We start from the raw sequence: 20,434 nt of genomic DNA, 5'->3' as shown, positions 1-20,434 counted from the left end.
ATCAAGTACGACGAGGAGCAACTTCCTGTTGCTCTGCTCGCTCCCAAGCAGTCGTGGGAGTGATATCACGACACGACGAACTACAGCTTCCTTGAGCACGGTAGCCTTCAGTAATTTGAGCCGCCTCTTTGGGAGGTAACACCTTACCTTTGCGCCATCCGCCATATACATACAGCCCTACACCCATGAGCGCAGTCGCCACCATACCTGCTGGAAAGGACAGCCAAAGCGCATCGGCGCCAAGCTTGGGATAAAACCCAAAAGCGAAGCCTAGACGTACCGGATACATTGAAATTACCATCACCATCAGTGGCCAAATCACATAGCCGTTTGCGCGCATGGTACCAAAAAGCACCTGTGCTATCCCAAAGAATAAATAGCCCCAGGTTGCCATTAACTGAATATGACGCCCAATAGGAACCGCGTCACTGTCGTCGCCTAAGAAAAGCCCCAGCACAGTTTCATCAAAAACAGTCACGACGACAATAAGCAATCCGGTCAACACCACGTTAAAAATAAGCCCCCAACGAGTGATCGCTGATACTCTACTCCATTGATTGGCCCCGATATTTTGAGCCACCATTGCGCTCGCTGCAGCACTTAATGCCATAGCCGGCATCTGAACATAGGTCCAAAGCTGTTGGGTGGCACTATAGGCCGCAGTCGTCTGTACCCCTTCGCGGTTAATCAGCGATAACATAGTTAGTGCCGCTGAGGAGATGACAATCATCTGCAGACCCATTGGCAATCCTTTAGAGACCATCGAAGATAGGATTTTTCGGTCTGGGATTAAAAAGCGCAAATCTTCTTTGTTAAGGGCTAGCACAGAGCCACGTAGATACAAGTTAATCATCATACCTACAAGCGCTACCGCGTTGGCAACGGCCGTGGCAAAGGCGGCGCCAAAGATGCCCCATTCAGGAAAAGGCCCAATACCCAATATGAGTATCGGCGTTAGGATTAAATCAATAGCGACCGACAGCGCTATAAACCAAAGTGGGGTAGTGGAGTCGCCCGTCCCCCGCAGCGCCATCATCATCAAGGTAAAGGTGAGGGTAACGGGCATCGCAATAAAAATCATCCGAAGATAAGTCAGGGCAAGACTAAAAGCACTGGTCGGTGTACCGAGTAGCTCAAGGAGCATAGGCGCAAATATCCACCCGCCAATTGCCAACAAGACACTGATAGGAATAATACTACCCAGTGAGGTACCCAGAGTTCGCTTGACCATGACAGTGTTATGTTGCCCCATGGCTTGGCCAATCAATATCGTAGACGCCATACCAAAACCGAAAACGAAGGAAATCAGTATGAACATGACAATGTTGCCGTTCGCTGTCGCTGCCAGCGCTTCTTCACCCAAAGATCGTCCTACCCAGATGGCATTGATCGATCCATTTAGCGATTGTAATATTGACGATCCAAGTGTTGGCAATGCAAATAAAAGCATCGTTTTGGCAATCGACCCTTGGGTTAGGTCATGCTGTTTACCAGCAGAAGTTTTGTCACTCAATGTCTTCCCTCTCATATCTTCTTTAGGCACCGGTTAAATTATTGATCCATTTATTTCGGCACCGATGAACTCAAAACGCCTATCATAGACGATAAAGCTTTTAGCGTCTTTATTAGAGCTGTAATCATATCTGACACTAAAATCATAAACGCGACATTGGGATAATGTAGTGACGGCAGTCTTCATCAGGATATAGCACAATAAATGCAGTAGGATAAATTCAGACCGCTTATCTGAATACAAATCTGAATACAAAAAAAGAGGGCCTATCCATTCCGATAAACCCTCTTTTTTAATTGTCTAAATAGCCTAGTTTTGCGACTACTTAAGCAGCCCTTTAAACCTTGGCACTCGAGATATTACCAAAAAGTCGAGTAAGGCAATGGCCACAATGGCTAGAATAGCGGTGGGAAAAATAACCGCCACGATTAACAATATCATTGCCAATCCCCAAGGTATCGTGCCATTACTAGGCGGTGGATTTAAGCCTACTTTGCGCGTTGATTGGGCGTTAAGCTTGCTAGGTCGGCGCTGCCACCACATGATATAACCACTAATGCAAATGGCAATAATAGACAAGCAAAATAAAACGTTGGCTAACAAACTCCACAGTCCTAAGGTACCCATGTGTACCGCATTGCCCACGGCCATAAACTTGCCGAATGCATTGTAATCTTCATAGCGAATATCGGCTAAGACGTTGCCTGAATAGCGGTCTATATGTAGGGTGCGATCCGCAGTGGGACTGGGCATATCGTAACTCATAGAGTCTTGGCTAAGGGTCCAAACCCCCGTCTCACCCTGCGGTAAGTTGAGCTGATAACGGCCTTTAAAGCCACTTTCACGAGCAAATTTATCCACTGTATCAAGGGTTATAGGCAGGGTAGGGTTTATACCTTTATCACCCAACGTCGAGCCTGAAGTCGGCATAGGTGTTAATTCAAGAATCCAAGGCACTTCCTTAACACCGCTACTGTTTAAAGCGTCGCCGTGGGTAGGAGGAACGATAGAGGTTGGCAGGGGGCCATTGCCCCATTTACCGGCGGGAAACTGACTCCATGCTTGCACAATTTTACCGCCCCAAATACCGGCCCAAGCCATTCCAGATACACAGAACAGCAGTAATAAAACAGACAACCAAGTCCCTAAAGTTGCATGGATGGTGACAAACATTGAGCGTTTATTGGTAAGTTTAGCATCCGGAATAAGCATCGATTTGACTGATTTACGACGATACCACCACAGATACCAGCCAGTTATACCAATTCCAAAAAATAAGGTACAATATAACCAACTCAACAACATAATAGAATCACATGCCGAAAAAAACCCCTAGAAATCATAAACTCACAGACCACGATTTTCTGCAATTATCTAAAACAGAAGGCAATGCCAGAGCACGAATCAGACTACTCATGCTGCATCAACTGAGTCAAGGTCATCCTATAGCGACCGTAGCAGAGAACTTTGGCTATAACCCTAGAAGCGTCTATACCATAAGAAGGAAATACTGGTTGCATGGTATCACTAGTGTCTATGACGCAGCTGGCAGAGGCAGAAAGAGTCTTTTAGCAGAAAAAGACATAGAACCATTCAAACAAGCGATAGTAGAAGCTCAGCAGCAAAGAGGTGGTGGTAGGCTCACGGCAAAAGACATCGCACAAATCGCCAAGGAGCAATTTAACGCCAACTATACCCCTAAAGCGATCTATCCTCTCATGAAACGTATTGGTATGAGCTGGGTATCTGCGCGTAGTCGGCATCCTAAGGCAGATCCTAAAGTCATGGAGGCATATAAAAAAACTTCCTTGAGCAGATAAAGCAAGTTCTACCTGATGGTGTTGATATCAAGCAAGTTGATATATGGTTTCAGGATGAAACACGTATTGGCCAACAAGGCTCTATCACAAGGGTTTGGCACTATAAAGGACAAAGACCTCGAGTAGTCAGGCAGCAGCAGTTTGAATCAACTTATCTATTTGGTGCCTTTAATCCGGCGACAGGTGAGAGTGTTGGACTTGTTCTACCTTATGTGAATAAGCAAGCTATGGCATTGCATATGGAGGAAATCAGTAAAGCTGTTCCCGAAGGTCGGCATGCCGTGGTGGTTATGGATGGGGCGCTATGGCACCAACCAAGTTTGGATCAAGACAATGTGACCATGCTTAAATTGCCTCCCTACTCACCTGAGCTTAACCCTGCTGAACAGGTATGGCAGTACCTTAAACAGCATTGGTTATCTAATCGCTGTTTTGAGAGTTATGATGCGATTGTCGATGCGGCATGTGACGCTTGGAATGCATTGTGTAATCAGACTAACTTAATTAGGTCTATCACTCAGCGGGAGTGGTGCGACTTGAGTGTTATTTTTTAGAATTGGTATTAATACCAGTAGAACCGTCAAAGAAGCCGCAGTCTCTAACAGATAATCGCCTGTTTTTCCCATCAGCAAATCAGAGTGGATATTGTTAAACGTATGATAAAGATTGCTGTCACTAGGGGCAATCTTTATGACTTTAGCAGTATAAGGATCGACAGCGACCATAGTTTGACCAGTTTCTGATTCAACGCGAAATAAGGCCACATTATTGTCACTTTTGGGCGCAATATATTGCTTGAGTGTGCTAGCAGGCAGGGCGTTTAATGCACTTTGTGCTTGCACTGATACCGGCAGGATTGTGTTTTGTTTAGGCACCGTTAACAGGTCGTTATTAGGACCCACGGTGTTTGCCATAAACATCATACCTAGGGCCGATAATGAAAGTATGAGCAAAAAAGGGGCGACCAACATACCAGCATAAAAGTGCCAACGCCAGATAGTGGCATATTTTTTATTATTGAGACGGGTGTTCTTTATTTCCTCCTGACGGCGAAGATTGTTCATGTTAATAGGGGGTTGATTTGACATGTCCTTTGAGCGGCTCATGTTTGGGTACTCCGAGGTTCTGCAGAATAAAGGCTGCTAACTAGATGTTTGCCGTAGCAGAGGCTCGCATATTCTACACCCCACACCCTCGTTTTTATAAATAGTATTTAAATTCCCTGATATTAAAGAGGTTTTTTGATAATTATTGTTCTATAGGGTCTGTTTGATAAGATTTATTAGGTAGCTATCGTGTAATAGTTGTCCACGTTATCCAGTCCATAAGGCTTAAGTAGAGAAGACTAATTTATTCCCATAAAGAAGGACTCATGTCTTATGAGTCCTTCTTTTTAAACTGGTTTTGAATGGGTTTTGAACGAGCTGTATTCACAAAAACTTATTGCTGAGGCGGCCAAGGACGATCAGCATCACTTTCAATCCACTCTGCCACATAGCCCGTGGGTGGCATTTTCCAATCAGATTTTCCTAAGGCATCTAATACCTGTTGGCTCTTAACAACACGTCCGCCTTTGGTTACGCCAGTACGTAGCAATGCGGTAGAGCAAGGCTTGCCCTTCACCCACATAGACTGTTCGACATAAATCCAACGTTCATCAATCGCGGCAATACGCGTTTTGATAGTGACCAGATCGAAGGCACGGATGCGTTTACGGTACTGAATAGTACTGCCCGCGACAACTAAGCCCCAACGATTTTCGAGTAGCTTTTTGCCGAGTCCAGAACGAATGGCAAAGTCGGTACGACCAAAGTCATATAACGTAAACACGCGGCCATTATTCATCTCAAGAAAGTTATCGATATCGGTTAAGCTGCAGCGAAATGTCATCTCTGCGGTATCTGCAAGATCGACCGTATCACCTTTTTTATGAGCGGCAATCGCTTTGACAATAGATTTGGTATAACGGTAAAAAGGGTACATAGTGAACTCTCAAAATTCGAATTAGGTCATCGATTATGCTGAAAATGGTCTTTGTTTCAAAGTAGCAGACGTGCCTAGACCGTCACGCCATGCTAACGTTAGTTAATTTGCTTATGTTGTCTTTGAAGAATACGGGTTGTTTAAAATACCTCTTGTTCAAAATACATACCGTCGAAGGATATAGAGCTTTGCAGGACAGAGTTGAGCGAAGGGTTATAAAGCTATAAAAGAATTTAAAACTAAAAATTGACATAAAACTAAAAGGGTTATCGAGTGACCCAGTTAGGTCCCCAATAACCCTTTTTTAGTGATAGGCTAGTTTTTAGTATTAAGCTGGTTTTTGGTAATGAATTAGCTTGCTATGCCAACAAATTTGAAATAGTCGGCTACCGTTTCTGGAATCCAGTTAATATCAAATTTTTTCTGTTCAGGTAAATACCGTAAATAACCAATGTGACCGCCATGATCGGTATCGACTAAGGTCACACATTCTGAGACATCATTCTGGGTAGCGGTAAAGCCAATAAACGGATCATCCATCGCACTGATTAATAACAATGGTTTTGCCACATCGATCAGATAGGGTAGAGCAGAAGCACTGCGATAATAATCGTTATTTGAACGATAACCATGGCGGGGGGCGGTAAAGATGTGATCGAAGTCACTGATACGATCGACTGCTTTGATGGCCTCAATTTCCTCGTCACTGATTTCGTTTTTTAAAGCTTTTTTAATAATTGGATTCAGCAGATAAGGGGTGTAAATCTTTTGACCCAAGAAGCGCTGCATATTCATTGCCGCAGACGACATATCGACGGGAGATGAAATAGAAACTGCTGCTTCGCAACACACGTCTTCGGCATATTCGCCCATATATTTTGCCAAAGCGTTGCCCCCTAAAGAGACCCCAACCGCATAAATATGCTCATAATGTTGGGTTAATGTCTGCAACATATGATGCACTTCTGCTGTATCACCCGCATTGTAAAACACGCGACCACTGGCAGGAATGCCACCACAGCTACGGAAATGAGCCACTACAAAGTGCCAGCCTTGAGCATGGATGTGATGGGCCAATACACGGGCATAATGGCTATCGCTACTGCCTTCCATACCATGGAACAGAACCACTAAGGGGGTTTGTTCCTTCTGTCCAGATTTGGTATCGATAGGATGGGCATCATAGAAGTCATAAGCCACATCACTTTCATCTAGGGAATCGCGAATAATTTCACGTCTGTAGGTGGGTGGTTTGGGCGCAAAAAACTTGGGCAGAATAGTTTGTAAATGTGGATTGGTTAACCAAAAAGGCGGATTAAACGGCGTGGGCACAAAGCCGTTTTGCTGTGTCGACTTCTCGTTTGAGTATTGATTTGATTGCTGATCTGGCTGCTCTGAAGCAGATTTAGCTTTGTTTTTAGCCTTAGTCGCAGAGGCTGTTTTCGATTTTAGTTTTTGTTTTAATTGGGCAATCATATGGACACTCATCTTATTATGGACATTAATAGCCACATAATGGACTCAAATCTCGAGAAAACCAAGTGATTTGAGTGAACGACTGGTTACTGAGATTTGTTATATTATGTTACTCACCATTACTCGTTGTCCAATACTTTGCCTGACATGCCGAGACGCTCTTTTAAAGTCTTTGTCTCTGCTTCAGGGAATGTCACCGTTAATGTTACGGCCTTGCTATAAGTCACTTCACCTATCTCTCCACCTATGTCTTCGACCACATAACGCACTTGTGATTCGTTGGCAAAGTCTGCTTCAATCTGAACTTGAGTCATAGGGATATAAGGGGTCAGTACCATCTCATCCACTGCCGCTTGAGCAGAGCCTGCATACGCTCTGGTAAGGCCACCCGCACCCAGTTTGATACCGCCGAAGTAACGCACAACGATAATAATGACATTGCCAATGCTTTTGTGTTGCAGCACGTTCAAGATAGGACGCCCTGCGGTACCGTTTGGCTCACCATCATCATCAAAGCCAGCACTGGTGGTATTGTTGGGATCACCAATGATGTAAGCCCAACAATGATGACGCGCATCTGGATATTTTTCACGAAGTTGTTCCACGTGAAACATCGCTTTTTCACGACTGTGAACCGGATAAGCATAGGTAATAAACTCTGACTTTTTAATGTCGAGTCGGGCGGTTACAGGGGCGGCTAAGGTTTGATAAGTCATAGAAGCTAATTTTTATTAAAGGGGAGTAGAATAAAAAGTACAGGTTTAAAAAAAGTCATCAATCGTACCGACAGCGGGTGTGGTAAACTGGTCACCATACATTCTACATAAAGTAGTAACACAGAAATATTTATAACCTGATAAATAGTAACGTAAGTCTAGCTAATGTCTAGCATAACTATATCAGTTATAAAGCTAAGGATAACATAAATGCGTTTAGACAAATTTATCAGCAAGGCCACCGAGCTGTCGCGTAAAGAAGCCAAAAAAGTGCTGCACGCCAGTGAGATTACGGTCAATGATGAAGTGGTAAAAGATGGCAGCTTGCACGTTGATGTGCTGAATGATGAGGTCATGTGGGCCGGTGAACCCCTATCAGTAGCGACGGGTAGCCGTTATTTGCTGCTGTATAAGCCTGAAGGCTTTGAGTGTACTCTGAAGCCAAAAGAGTATCCTATGGTCACCGATCTTATTGCGGTGCCAGAGTTGGGTAACTTAAGAATTGCCGGCCGCTTAGATGTGGATACCACAGGGGCACTACTGTTAAGTGATGATGGCGGTTGGCTACACCGTGTGACCAGTCCCCGTCATTTACATGAAAAAGTGTATGAGCTAACCCTAGCAGAGCCTATGGATGAAGCAGAGCAGGCCCATGCTGTCAAAAAGGTCGCTCAGGGTATCTTACTAGACGGCGACTATGAGCCCACTAAGCCAGCTACGTTAGAGTTCATCGATGAGACGCATGCCCGTCTTATTTTGACCGAAGGTAAGTATCATCAAGTAAAACGTATGATGGGTTACTTTGGTAACAAAGTTATCGAGTTACATCGTGCCAGCATCGGTGGGGTGACGCTTGAGGGACTAGAGAAGGGTGAAAGTCGCTTTTTGACCGAAGATGAGATAAATAGCTTCTAAGTTAAATCATTATCATAATAGTTAATCGTAATTGTTAACGAAAAATCTTGAATAAAAATGGGCACTCAAGGTGTCCATTTTTTTGTCTATTATTTGATATCTTCTATTGATAACATGGCTACGATCAGAGGAATAAAAAATAAGAGAAACCATCGCAAATACAACGATAGCAAGAAGGGTGAGGGATGATGACTTCAATAATTAAAGTAATGTTGAATGCCAGTTTGGGTGTTTTTTTATCGGTGGGCTTAACAGGATGCCAGAGTATAGGCATTGCTGACAGTAATCAGAAAGTGGGCTCTCAATTGCCTATAATCAAAACAGAAACAGCCAGCTATGGCGATGATTTGTTTTACAGCTATCCTTTTAAAACTTCAGACTTGTATCAAGTTAGAACAATGAAAGCTCAAGGGGGCAAGTTGGTTTATCGTAATGGCTGTTTGTCATTATTTAATGGCTCTAAATATGTCACTCCGGTCTTCCCTAATGCAGTAACAACCTTTGATAAACAAAATCAGACCTTAGAAATGCTACAGGTTAAATTCAAAATGCAGGAGATGATTATGGCAGGCGGCTATGAGCAGTCGGCTGAAGAGTATCTAAAGCAGAATCAGATAGTAACACAAGCCTCTAAGCACTGTTTACTTGATGAAGTCATGGTGCTTGATGGGATCCCAGATAATAGGGGCAGAGTATACGATGGGTTAGACGATTAGAGCATTTAGCAGAAAGCTGAGATAGATAGAGAGCCCCTAACAAAAAGTAACGAATTGAGTCATCTGAGTAAGATAAATTCGATATTATTATTATATAAATTTATATAGTTAATTTATCCTTTTTGTTTTTACTGTTTTTATTCTTACTTTCTTACTTAGATTAAGCGTTCAATTTAGGAGCTGTCATGCCGCAATTCTCAAAACGACCGAGTGTCATAGGCAATAAATTATTGAGCTTGTCGTTAATAATGTCCGTTGTGATATCGCCTTTTGGCATAATGTCCTCGGCCCAAGCAGACTTGTCGGTCTTTAATGAAGCCTATGACAAGCTTGCTGCTGACAATGGTAACCCCTTAAAAGTGCCTACTGAGCAGCAGAAACAGTTTATCAAAAAGACGCTTCGCAGCGCAGGAATGACGATCCCGATTGTCTCTATACAGCCCTCAAAGCTGCCTTCGATGTATCAAGTGACGTTGGCTCAATCTTCGACAACAGAGCCACAACTGCCATTGCACATCACCGAAGATGCTCAGTACATTTTACAAGGAGAGTTGCAGCCAAACCCTAGTCCCAAAAAATCAACACCCCCAAAAGAAGCGCCGAGTAAAACTTTAAGTGGTATGCCAGTAAGTGAGGCGCTGCGAGCTTCTATATTGGCCAATAGCAGTTTACTAAAAAATATTACCCCTGAAGTAGCGCTGTATCATACCGCGGTTCCTGGGGTTATTTGGGGCACAACGTTGAATGGGCAGCCTTTCATTACCAATACTGACGCCAGTGTGTTTACCAGTGGCGAGATTTCGGTTATTGAGAACGGTCAGTTTGCAGGTTTAGACGATGACTTTGAACAAAAGAAAAACCGAAATGTACTATCACAGTTGGATGAAGACAATTTGGTGGTTTATCCTGCCACAAGTAAGGAGCAAGCAGTCATTTATGTTGCCACTGATATTAACTGTCCTTATTGCCGAGTAATGCACAACGACATGAAGCAGCTTAATGCTAAAGGTATTACGGTCAAAGTGATTGCCTATCCTTACTATGAGAAGTCACCAGAGCAGATGCGTCAAATCTGGTGTGAAACCGATAAAAATGCCCGTCGTCGAGCGTTGGGCAAAGCAATGGCAGGGGAGCTAGTAGCCTCGACTTGCACAAACACTAGTGTGAATAACCTGATGGCCAATCATATAAAAGCAGCGGGACTGGCAGTGTTCGCCACACCGGCCATTTATCGTGAAGATGGGGTAGCCTTTAACGCTCCTTATAAAGACCCTCGCTTCTTACCATTTTTAGGAATTAAATAGCTTAAGCCTTATCAATATAAGTCACATTTAAATAAGTGCTATATAATGACTGGTCTAAAAACAACTGAACTGGCTTAAAAACAACAGGCATAAAAGGTATAAAAAAGCTCAATAAGTGTGAGCTTTTTGGTTTCTAATACTGTTAGCTTTATGGTTCCTAATACAATGTTGCTAAGGCAATACCACATTGACCACTTTCCAGCCTATTAGCCCTTCACGGGTCATCTCCAAGGTCAGTGGGTAACCCTTGACTTGACCAGAGATAGTAAAGCAATTAATACCGCAGTAAGACAGTTTTGGCTTGCTACTGTCCTCGCCACTTTCAGCATGCTGTTGTAGTTCACCAGATTGTTGTTTTATCACTTGCTGCATCTGATTTTGGATCACCGCTTGGATATCGCCGCGCTGCACAATAATGTCCTGCACCAACTCTCTTAGATTGACCTTATTGCTGGCAATAGCCCAAGCCGCTGCCAACTCTTTGGTGGCTTGATTGGCCTGACCTTGAGTGTCAATAAGCCGCGTGACATTATCAGCGGTAACGGCATTGCTAACCGCACTAGAAATAAACTCATTGGCCGCTTGATTAAGGGCATCGCCGCCCAATTGCGCCACCAATGGATATTGCTGTAAGGTGTTACTAAATTTAGAAGTGAGTTGATTTTCAATATTTGGCTGCAGCTGATCAAAATTAATATGACTGGCCAAAGCAGTTCCATCATTAGCGTCATAAGCCTGTTTCAGTTGGTAGGCCGTATAGTAGGGTGACCCTGCGAACACGGCGATGGCCACAACGATTAAGGTAATGAGAATAAATTTTAATGATTTCATAAGGCGGGCACACCAACTTAGCAAAATAAGACGGATAATGCAGTGATTTTAGCATAACCGCTTGATAATTGAGGTGTCTGTCACCATTAAACAGGCAAAGTATTATTTAATTTTTGATTTATTTAACCCTTTTGCGGTTATTACAAATTTAATGTCGATAAAAATAAGTTTCACGTGAAACATAATCGGCATATTGATAGGAGCCTCTATGAGTAAGCGAGATTTTTACGAAGTTTTAGGCGTTGATAAAAACGCAGATGAGCGTGAGATTAAAAAGGCCTACCGTAAGTTGGCCATGAAATACCATCCAGACCGTAACTCAGACGACCCCGATGCTGAAGAAAAGTTCAAAGAAGCGTCAATGGCGTATGAGGTCTTAAGTGATAAAGACAAGCGTTCTGCTTATGACCGTATGGGCCATGCTGCCTTTGAAAACGGCATGGGCGGTGGTGGATTTGGCGGTGCGGGTGCCGGTAACTTCCAAGACATCTTCGGCGATATCTTCGGTAACTTTGGTGATATCTTTGGTCAATCTCGTGGCGGTGGTCGTCAGCGCCGTGGCTCAGACTTACGTTATGTGATCGAGCTCACTTTAGAAGAAGCAGTACGCGGCTGCAAAAAAGAAATCAGCTTTACCGCTCCTGCCCCTTGTGAAACGTGTGATGGTAAAGGTGCCAAAAACGCTTCTGATATCCAAACTTGTAGTACCTGTAATGGTCACGGTCAAGTACGTATGCAGCAAGGTTTCTTTGCAGTACAACAAACTTGTCCGAACTGTGGCGGTTCAGGTCAAGAGATTAAAAACCCTTGTAACGACTGTCATGGTAGCGGCGTAAAAGAGAAGTCACGTACCCTAGAAGTGTCTATCCCAGCTGGTGTTGATGATGGCGATAGAGTACGTCTGGCCGGAGAGGGCGAAGCCGGTGGTTCTGGCGTTCAAAACGGCGACTTATACGTTGAAGTAAGAGTGAAAGAGCATCCCGTATTCAAGCGTCAAGGCGCAGATTTATACATGGATGTGCCGGTCAGCATTACCGATGCCGCTTTGGGTAAAGAGGTGGAAATCCCAACTTTAGACGGTAAGGTGAAAATTAAAGTCGCTGAGGGTACGCAAAGTGGTAAGTTGTTACGGGTGCGCGGTAAAGGGGTAACCCCTGTTCGCACCACCATGAAAGGTGATTTAATCTGCCGCATCATGGTTGAGACTCCTGTGAACTTAACCCGTGAACAAAAAGACTTGTTACGTCAATTCCAAGATACTTTAGATGGTGACAGCAAGCATCATCAATCACCTAAGAAAAAATCTTTCTTCGAAAAACTAGGTGATTTGTTTGATTAATTAGCTAGTTAACTAACTAACTAACCAATTGCTAAATTGCTACTAGCCACTCCTTAATAACAGGAAGGCTGTTTAAACCTCTAGACTCAGATCGAGTCTAGGGGTTTTTTATTGAATCAGTTTTTTATTTGGCTGCTGACATGATGGATGGACTAACGCAGGGGCTGACTGGTTTTAAGGTAGGTAATAATGTATTTACTAATAAATCCTTGTATAAAGCAGAGTCGATTTAGAGGCCGTCATTCAGTGACCTTTGCAATCATGCTATCATTATCATAATGACTAACCGTTGTGCATGACTATAATATACGTGACTATAAAATATCTGATTAAGGATAATGAATAAAATGACTGACTCAAATTCTAAAACCGTAAACGTTGGGATTATAGGCGCTGGCGGACGTATGGGACGCATGTTGATTGAAGCAGTAGCGAATAACCCACAGACCACATTAGCGGCCGCTATCGAACGTAGTGGCTCAAGTCTGGTCGGTGTCGATGCTGGCGAGTTGGTCGGCTTAGAGAAGAGTGGGGTGGCCTTGAGCGATAACCTACAGGCTGAGCTAAGTAAAATCGATGTGTTAATTGACTTTAGCTTGCCAGACTCTACTGAAAATAATGTGCAGCTGTGTGCTGCAAACAAAGTAGCGATGGTGATTGGTACTACCGGTCTGAGTGACGCTCAAGAAGAAGCTTTAAATGCCGCCTGTGAACAAATCCCTGTGGTGTATGCAGGCAACTACTCGACCGGCGTCAACGTGTCATTAAAGCTAATCGAGATGGCAGCCAAGGCTTTTGGTGAGACGGCGGATATTGAGGTTATTGAATCACACCATAAGCATAAGGTAGATGCCCCTTCAGGCACAGCGTTTATGATGGCCAATGCCGCCGCAGAAGCCCGTGGTCAGAACTTAAAAGAAGTGGCGGTCTATGGCCGTGAAGGGCATACCGGTGAGCGTAAACCAGGCTCTATCGGCATTCATGCCATTCGCGGTGGTGAAATTATCGGTGATCATAGCGTGATGCTGATTGCCGATGGTGAAATGGTCGAGATTAAGCACCATGCGCGTGAGCGTATGACTTTCGCAGCTGGGGCGGTACGAGCAGCGACTTGGGTCATTGACCAAGCGCCAGGTCGTTATGATATGCAAGATGTATTGGGCTTGAAATAGTCAAAAGCGGCCCTAAAAAAGCACCCTTTAACCAATGGTTAAAGGGTGCTTTTTTATAAGGTCAGCTCAATAAAATTATCAATAAGATGAATTAAGCTTTTACTTTATCCAACTGCTTTTCACGAGTTTTAAGGTATTTGCGGACTTTATCACGGGCACGTGTTTGTTTTAGGCTCGACAGATAATCCACAAAAAGGACACCATTTAGATGGTCCATCTCATGTTGGATACATACTGCCAATAAACCCTCTGCTATTTCTTCAAAAGGCTTACCGTCGCCATCCAAAGCTTCAATCTTAACTTTTACTGGACGTTCTACTGAGTCATAAACATCAGGCACAGACAGGCAGCCTTCTTCATAAGGTTTTTTGTCCTCTACCAGTGGTGTAATTTTTGGATTAATAAACACCCGTGGCGAGTCATTATTCTCAGACAGATCCATTACGATAAGCTGAATATGACGGTCAACTTGAGTAGCGGCCAGCCCAATGCCTTTGGCATCGTACATGGTCTCAATCATATCTTTGATCAGCTGTTTAATATCCGCATCCACGGTCTTAACCGGTTCAGCAATGGTACGTAGACGAGGGTCTGGATAACTTAAAATTGGTAATAAGGCCATAAGAGATCACACAGTAAGTAAAATAAGAGGTCAATGAGGTTATAAAGTTATTATATCTATTGAATGAGGGGGTTAGCACTAAATATCAAGGGACAATAGGCAAAAAAGCCGCGGAAAAGGAGCAAAAAAAGACGGACTTATTACTAAGTCCGCCAAAGTAGAGCGAGATTTGAAATCAGTTATAGATTCAATATCTATAATTTAAATACGGGGGCTCAAGTTTTAATCAATAAGCTAAGTTAAGCTTTTAGAGACTAACCCAGTTTTTAGCGTTTGCTCATTATCAATTCATAGATGAACAGAAGGATAATGGCACCAATAACTGAGAAAGCGAGGCTCATAAAGCTACCATCACTGTTCACTCCAATTGCACTGGCAATAAAACCGCCAAGGAAAGAACCAGCAATACCCAATACGATGGTCATAATCCAACCCATAGCGTCATTGCCTGGCTTAATAGCACGTGCTAGCAGACCAGCAACCAAACCGATAATAATCGTCCAAATCATGATTTATCTTCCTTTAAATGTCGTTTTTGTAGTGCAATATATTCAATGTCTCACAGAAAGCTTAACCGAAATATATTGCAACAATTTTGTATGTCTGAATTTTAGCCAATATCCCTATCTAGTGGTAACACTGAATTGTTAAGCATGTACGAGCTATGTGATAAATACTAGGCAATTGCAAAGAACTAGCCTTTTTTGGTTAGTTGATTGTACATGTTATATAACCTTTTGTTGAAACTGACCTGATTGTAGTATTAGCAGCCCCTACAAGGTTACCTGCGAGGTACTAGTTATATGCATCAATAACTGAGTATTTCTACCCTTTTAACAAAGTATCTAATAAGCATAAGTAGCTACTTGGTTATACCGACCCTGACTATAACTATAGGCTTAAAAACGAGCCAATAAAAAGCCCCCTCACAGTAGACTGTGAGGGGGCTTTTTCGGTATCGATTAATCGCTATCGCCTTCGTTAAACCTAGACCCGTTGTTAAGTTTAGACCTATCGTTAAATCTAACTGAGAAATAGGTTTAAGCTAAGCGCTAATATTAGGCTTTTAAGGCTGCTAATAAGCGCTGATGAATGCCTTCAAATCCGCCATTTGACATGATGATAATGGCATCGTCTTTATTTGCCTGACCCATCTGAGCCAACAAATGGTCAATGATCTTTTGGGTATCATTCATCACGTATTGCTTATTACTGATGTCTTTGGCATTGCCAATAACCTCAGTCAATCCCCATTCTAAGCCAGCAGGTTCATACCAGATGACCTCATCAGCAAGCTGAGCGGAAGCAGCCAAATTATCTTTGTGCACCCCAAGCTTCATGGTATTACTACGCGGTTCAATAACGGCCCAAATTTTGGCAGTTTTAAGTTTCTTTTTCGCCCCATCTAAAGTGGTAGTAATGGCAGTAGGGTGATGGGCAAAGTCATCGAAAATCTGGACCTTGCTACTCGAGTCAGCGGTGTTGTGCTCTAAATCGGCGATAAGCTCCATACGACGCTTAATACCTGAAAATTGAGATAAGGCATCACAAGCCTGTTCAACAGAGATACCAATATCAAAGGCTGCGGCAACAGCCACCATGGCATTTTCAACATTATGGCGACCACTCATGCCCCAGTGTACTTTACCCGTAACGGTCTGACCCTGCTTGGCATCATGATAATGCACCAAAAACTCACTGCCGTCTTCTTCAATCAACTGTGCTTTCCAAGTACAGCCTTCTGTACCTTGTGGATTGGCAGCATCCAAAATTTCAGTGCGCCAGATAGGGGTCCAGCAACCTTTATCAATAGTGGCTTCAAGACTTGGGGTATGAGCAGGCATGATAATCTGACCCGTGCTTGGAATCATACGAATCATGTGATGGAACTGAGTCTGAATGGCATCTAAGTCTTTAAAGATGTCCGCATGGTCAAATTCAAGATTATTCAAGATGGCAGTACGGGGACGGTAGTGTACAAATTTTGAGCGCTTATCAAAGAAAGCCGAGTCATACTCGTCCGCTTCAATAACGAAATAACCGCGCTTACCATCAGCAGTTTTGTCAGCGCCTAGATAGCTACTGTGAGCAAAAGCTTGGGTTAACTTTTCATCTTCGCTGTGCACCAAAGGCACGCCGCCAATTAAGAAGCCCGTATCTATACCGCAGTAATGTAGCACCCAAGCCAACATGGTGGTAGTAGTGGTTTTACCATGCGTTCCTGCCACAGCCAATACATGACGGTTTTGTAGCACGTGCTCTGATAAAAACTGCGGACCTGAGGTATAAGGAATACCCTCATCCAACATATATTCCACTGCTTCAATGCCACGTTTCATCGCATTACCAACGATTACTAAATCCGGTGCAGGCTGTAGATGACTGGCATCGTAGCCCTCTTCGATAGTCACCCCAGCACGTTCTAGTTGAGTGGACATTGGGGGATAAATATTCGCATCTGAGCCAGTTACGGTATGACCAAGGTCGCGAGCCAATAATGCAAGTGACCCCATAAATGTGCCACAGATGCCTAAAATATGAACGTGCATGGAACCTCTGATTTTTATCTAACTAAATGAAAAAGGGGAAGAGTAACTAAATAACTAACTGGTAAGCAGTAGTTGGTCAACAAAATGTATTAGGCATATCACTTTAACGACAGCTCTTTTAGTTTAAGCCGTACGATTTTTTAAGATACGCCATAAGACCAGTAGGTTAACCAAAATTAAAGCCGTAAACAAGATAAGCGCTTGTTCGGGGATAGATAAACCTAAAAATCGCCAGCTGATTTCGGCACATTCACCTGAACCTGCAAGGACTTGGTTGATGACCTGTTTCATTGGCAATGCTTCTAACCAATAATCAAGACCTGGACCACATGAAGGTACTTGGTCAGGAGGTAGATGCTGTAGCCACACATGACGCGCCGCCACACCTGCCGACCAAAGGATACCAGCCATAGAGCCTATCCATAACAAAAGCTGTAAGGCTTTTTGTTTCGGATTACCAACAGCGGCGATCAGGGAGAAGACCCCCATAACCATCAAACCAATGCGCTGGAAAATACACAGCGGGCAAGGCTCAAGCCCTTTGTAGTTTTGTAAAAAGAAAACGGCGAAAGCCATGCCGATTACGGCAAATAAAACCAAAATAAAATTGAGTGCACGATAAGTTAATAAACGTGGCATGCAGGTTGCTCCTTGGCAACGGGTCTATAATAATCAGTATCGTTTGTTGATAAAGTAGCTTAAGCCACTTAATAATCTGCTAAGTCTTAATTCAAACTTATCTGCTCTAAGTGGCTTAATAAAATAGCCCAATCGACTACCGATACTGCTGTACGTACTCGTAAAAATCTTGAGTGTCATTACTCTCAAGGTCTTTTTGTTGTAGCCAAGATTTCTCAGCCAGCACTTCATATTGAGCTTGGGTTTTAGGACTTAAGGTGTTGCGCATAATAGTTTCACGGTGCTGTAAGGCCAGCTCATGACCCAACTGCCAAGTACTGCCCAATCTTTCAGTATCGGCCAATACTTGCGCTGATAACGTTGCGTCAGGATACACCGCTTTGCCTAGCATTAAGGTCACGGCCACTCGGTAGTGGTTGCCACCATATTCGGCATCCAGCAAGGTCGCTAGAGGCAACATGGTTTCTAAGTGTTTTTGCATCCAGTCGGCCAAAGTGACCTCACCATCACGACTCTTAACCTTTAAACCTGGTTCACGGCCATTATTGACCACACGCTCAAGGTTTTCCGCCAATAGCTCATCTTCTTCAGGTAACAGATCAGGCGAGTCTGACAATAAACAATACAGCGCCAACACCTCTAAGAAACAGGCCGTAGATTGACGAATGCCAATGTCACTATAAGGGTCTAAGTCAACGGCTCTAAACTCAACGTAGGCAATACCACGTGCTTCTAAAGCATGACTTGGGGCTTCTTCTGACTCTGCAATTTGCTTCGGACGGATCGGGCTATAAAATTCATTTTCAATCTGCAAAATGTGGTCATTAATCTGAATGGGGTTGCCATTTTCATCGTCCAGTCCTAACTCAGTAAATCCTGAGAAAGGCGTATTAATGGCGCTTCGCAGCCCTGCCACATATTCAGTTAGGTTGTTATAATGGATATCAAGCTGATCCTGCACGCTATTGGTGTAGCCAAGCTTGCTCATGCGTAGGCTGGTCGCCTTTGGCTTATAATAGGTGGTCTTATTCATCTGCTGTAAGTCATGCTCACGTCCGGTTAGGAAGCAAGGGCAGACAGAAGGGCTAGCACCCGTTAGATAAAGCACCAAACTGCTCATGCGCTTAAAGTTGCGAATAAGCCCTAAGTATTTGATGTTTTTAAATTCGGTTAAGGATTCTGCTTTTTCATGCTCGGGCGAACTATCACGCCAAGCGCTGAATAAGTCATCACCGAAAGATAGATTGTAGTGTAATCCCGCAATGGTTTGCATCCGGCGACCATAGCGAATACCTAGCCCACTACGATAGAGGGTTTTGAGGCGGCCCACATTAGAGCTGCCATATTCCGCTAAAGGAATGTCTTCATCATCTGAGGACAGCATACATGGCATAGACAGCGGCCACATCAGCTCACCTTCTTCTAGCGACTGATAAACCAGAACATGGAGCTCACGCAACATATTTAAGGTTTCGGCGACTGTCGACTTTGGCGAGGTAATTAGCTCTAGTAAACTTTCAGAGTAATCAGTGGTGATGTAAGGGTGCGTTAGCTTAGAGCCTAAAGATTCTGGATGCGGTGTTTGGGCAAGAAAGCCATCAGACTGCATTCTTAACCCCTCTTTTTCAATACCACGCAACATACCAGACAAATGCTTGCTTGATAACCATGAGGGCACAAGAGAGTGGCGGTTCGGGCTTGGTGAGGTATCGGTTACTTCAGTCATACTATTATCTCAAAATCAAATAGGCACATCACGGTTTGTTAATATAAATTAAAACAATTAATATGGGTAAGGTGATGTGCAGTCAGTAGTTTTTATAGGCACAATAGGGCCACTTATATGTCGATTTAGTGTAGCTTAAACCTAGTAAAAAATCATGTGTGTTTACAAATGACAGCCAAATCCAAGATCACTATAGGGTGAAATCATAGGTTGTCTATGTAAGCAAATATCGACTCTCAAAAATTTAGTAAAAAAATAACCGCTACAATACTAAGTTAAAGCTTGTAGCGGCCATCAAAAATTTTGTCACTTACACTATTTTTGTTACTTACATTGGGTTTTACCAATTAAGTCATCACTAAGCCACAGTCAATCGCTATTATAATAAAAGTGAATCAGACAAACTGTAGACTTGCTGTATGTATGCTCTGGTTTAAAATCAAAAGTTTAAACTAAGGACTCGAAACCAAAGGGCTAAACTAAGGACTCAATGTTATAAACGGTTAGATTGAGAAAGATGAGCCACAGCCACACGTGGTGGTCGCGTTTGGATTACTCACTACAAAGCGAGCCCCTTCTAAGCCTTCAGTATAATCAACGGTTGAGCCTTGTAGATATTGATAGCTTAAGGAGTCTACCAATAAAGTTACGTCGTCGTTTTCAAAATTGGCGTCGTCTTCGCCCACTTCATCAGCGAAATTAAACCCGTATGAAAATCCTGAACAGCCCCCACCAGTGACGTACACTCGTAGCATTAGGTTGTTATCGCCTTCTTCTTCACGTAATCTGCGGACTTTATTTGCCGCACTGTCGGTTAGGGTAATGGTAGTCATAGTATCCTCGTAAAGTGCAAAACTTCACTTAACGTAAAATCAAAAAAAGGGGGTCGCACTGGGTTCTTTGTTGGGACAAAAAGCTTATCGAAACACGATTAACGGTTATTGTCATTTAACCTTGTCTTTTAATAACATTGTCCTTTAACTTTTAATAGCAGTGTCTGCTAATAAAATTGTTCAATAAGGTAGCCTTTGCCCCTTAACCCTATATCGTCATATCATCGCTATAAATTATGATTATAAATCGTAAATATAAATCATAATTTAACGGTACAAT

At 43.2% G+C, this 20,434-nt stretch carries 20 protein-coding genes; 7 read left to right on the top strand and 13 right to left on the bottom strand.

Annotated elements, in window-relative coordinates; genetic code table 11:
• Window position 1 precedes the first annotated feature (1 nt).
• Both LK453_RS04055 and LK453_RS04050 read right to left on the bottom strand, forming a co-directional pair.
• Window positions 2-1,513 (bottom strand): MATE family efflux transporter, encoded by a 1,512-nt coding sequence (locus tag LK453_RS04055; RefSeq protein ID WP_227674481.1) that lies wholly within the window; start codon window positions 1,511-1,513, stop codon window positions 2-4.
• Between the two features lie 321 nt (window positions 1,514-1,834).
• Window positions 1,835-2,818, bottom strand: a complete 984-nt coding sequence (locus tag LK453_RS04050; protein WP_265578865.1) for a PepSY-associated TM helix domain-containing protein — start codon at window positions 2,816-2,818, stop codon at window positions 1,835-1,837.
• Between the two features lie 11 nt (window positions 2,819-2,829).
• On the opposite strand from LK453_RS04050, the gene LK453_RS04045 reads away from it, so the two are divergent.
• Complete coding sequence (locus LK453_RS04045; RefSeq protein WP_201534378.1) at window positions 2,830-3,333, top strand: winged helix-turn-helix domain-containing protein; 504 nt, start codon at window positions 2,830-2,832, stop codon at window positions 3,331-3,333.
• Window positions 3,330-3,887 carry an IS630 family transposase gene (locus tag LK453_RS04040; RefSeq protein ID WP_201534484.1) on the top strand — a complete coding sequence of 186 codons (558 nt, stop codon included), beginning with the start codon at window positions 3,330-3,332 and terminating at the stop codon, window positions 3,885-3,887. The genes LK453_RS04045 and LK453_RS04040 overlap by 4 nt, the downstream gene beginning before the upstream one ends.
• Here the strand turns inward: LK453_RS04040 and LK453_RS04035 are convergent.
• From LK453_RS04035 to LK453_RS04020, 4 genes are all read right to left on the bottom strand, one after another.
• Window positions 3,834-4,421 (bottom strand): PepSY-associated TM helix domain-containing protein, encoded by a 588-nt coding sequence (locus tag LK453_RS04035; RefSeq protein WP_227674461.1) that lies wholly within the window; start codon window positions 4,419-4,421, stop codon window positions 3,834-3,836. The two genes, LK453_RS04040 and LK453_RS04035, sit on opposite strands and share 54 nt — an antisense overlap.
• A gap of 352 nt (window positions 4,422-4,773) precedes the next feature.
• A complete protein-coding gene (locus LK453_RS04030; protein ID WP_007394708.1) occupies window positions 4,774-5,316 on the bottom strand; it encodes an acyl-CoA thioesterase in 543 nt (180 codons plus the stop codon).
• A 351-nt stretch (window positions 5,317-5,667) separates the two neighbouring features.
• The gene (locus LK453_RS04025; protein ID WP_227674462.1) at window positions 5,668-6,792 is read right to left on the bottom strand and encodes a YheT family hydrolase; all 1,125 of its coding nucleotides are present in this window, start codon (window positions 6,790-6,792) and stop codon (window positions 5,668-5,670) included.
• A gap of 119 nt (window positions 6,793-6,911) precedes the next feature.
• Window positions 6,912-7,508 carry a YigZ family protein gene (locus LK453_RS04020; protein WP_201537480.1) on the bottom strand — a complete coding sequence of 199 codons (597 nt, stop codon included), beginning with the start codon at window positions 7,506-7,508 and terminating at the stop codon, window positions 6,912-6,914.
• A 210-nt stretch (window positions 7,509-7,718) separates the two neighbouring features.
• Here LK453_RS04020 and LK453_RS04015 point away from each other — a divergent pair, with 210 nt between their 5' ends.
• The 3 genes from LK453_RS04015 to LK453_RS04005 all read left to right on the top strand — a co-directional run bounded on the left by LK453_RS04015 (window position 7,719) and on the right by LK453_RS04005 (window position 10,443).
• On the top strand, window positions 7,719-8,423 hold the full coding sequence (locus tag LK453_RS04015; protein ID WP_007394705.1) for a pseudouridine synthase: 705 nt from the start codon (window positions 7,719-7,721) through the stop codon (window positions 8,421-8,423).
• 185 nt (window positions 8,424-8,608) lie between these two features.
• Window positions 8,609-9,139 carry a hypothetical protein gene (locus LK453_RS04010; protein WP_201537479.1) on the top strand — a complete coding sequence of 177 codons (531 nt, stop codon included), beginning with the start codon at window positions 8,609-8,611 and terminating at the stop codon, window positions 9,137-9,139.
• Window positions 9,140-9,324: 185 nt separating this feature from the next.
• Window positions 9,325-10,443 carry a thioredoxin fold domain-containing protein gene (locus LK453_RS04005; protein ID WP_227674463.1) on the top strand — a complete coding sequence of 373 codons (1,119 nt, stop codon included), beginning with the start codon at window positions 9,325-9,327 and terminating at the stop codon, window positions 10,441-10,443.
• A gap of 171 nt (window positions 10,444-10,614) precedes the next feature.
• Here the strand turns inward: LK453_RS04005 and LK453_RS04000 are convergent, their stop codons facing one another.
• Entirely contained in the window at window positions 10,615-11,274 is a 660-nt protein-coding gene (locus LK453_RS04000; protein WP_201537477.1) for a DUF2939 domain-containing protein, read from the bottom strand.
• Window positions 11,275-11,482: 208 nt separating this feature from the next.
• Here LK453_RS04000 and dnaJ point away from each other — a divergent pair, with 208 nt between their 5' ends.
• Window positions 11,483-12,613 (top strand): molecular chaperone DnaJ, encoded by a 1,131-nt coding sequence (gene dnaJ, locus LK453_RS03995; RefSeq protein ID WP_007394698.1) that lies wholly within the window; start codon window positions 11,483-11,485, stop codon window positions 12,611-12,613.
• A gap of 347 nt (window positions 12,614-12,960) precedes the next feature.
• Complete coding sequence (dapB, locus tag LK453_RS03990) at window positions 12,961-13,785, top strand: 4-hydroxy-tetrahydrodipicolinate reductase (protein WP_201537472.1); 825 nt, start codon at window positions 12,961-12,963, stop codon at window positions 13,783-13,785.
• 91 nt (window positions 13,786-13,876) lie between these two features.
• Here dapB and def read toward each other — a convergent pair whose 3' ends face one another.
• From def to erpA, 6 genes are all read right to left on the bottom strand, one after another.
• Window positions 13,877-14,407, bottom strand: coding sequence for a peptide deformylase (gene def / locus LK453_RS03985; protein ID WP_007394696.1), 531 nt, complete (start codon window positions 14,405-14,407; stop codon window positions 13,877-13,879).
• Window positions 14,408-14,673: 266 nt separating this feature from the next.
• Window positions 14,674-14,916, bottom strand: a complete 243-nt coding sequence (locus tag LK453_RS03980; protein WP_007394695.1) for a GlsB/YeaQ/YmgE family stress response membrane protein — start codon at window positions 14,914-14,916, stop codon at window positions 14,674-14,676.
• Between the two features lie 549 nt (window positions 14,917-15,465).
• The gene (gene mpl / locus LK453_RS03975; RefSeq protein ID WP_007394694.1) at window positions 15,466-16,956 is read right to left on the bottom strand and encodes a UDP-N-acetylmuramate:L-alanyl-gamma-D-glutamyl-meso-diaminopimelate ligase; all 1,491 of its coding nucleotides are present in this window, start codon (window positions 16,954-16,956) and stop codon (window positions 15,466-15,468) included.
• Between the two features lie 123 nt (window positions 16,957-17,079).
• Window positions 17,080-17,595, bottom strand: a complete 516-nt coding sequence (locus tag LK453_RS03970) for a disulfide bond formation protein B (RefSeq protein WP_007394693.1) — start codon at window positions 17,593-17,595, stop codon at window positions 17,080-17,082.
• Window positions 17,596-17,731: 136 nt separating this feature from the next.
• A complete protein-coding gene (gene gshA / locus LK453_RS03965) occupies window positions 17,732-19,321 on the bottom strand; it encodes a glutamate--cysteine ligase (RefSeq protein ID WP_007394692.1) in 1,590 nt (529 codons plus the stop codon).
• 503 nt (window positions 19,322-19,824) lie between these two features.
• A complete protein-coding gene (gene erpA / locus LK453_RS03960; protein WP_007394691.1) occupies window positions 19,825-20,154 on the bottom strand; it encodes an iron-sulfur cluster insertion protein ErpA in 330 nt (109 codons plus the stop codon).
• Window positions 20,155-20,434: the final 280 nt, after the last annotated feature.

Source organism: Psychrobacter sanguinis (assembly GCF_020736705.1).
Taxonomy (GTDB): Bacteria; Pseudomonadota; Gammaproteobacteria; order Pseudomonadales; family Moraxellaceae; genus Psychrobacter; species Psychrobacter sanguinis.
Note: the sequence above shows the minus strand (reverse complement) of the source record. Positions and strands in the feature narration are given on the sequence as shown.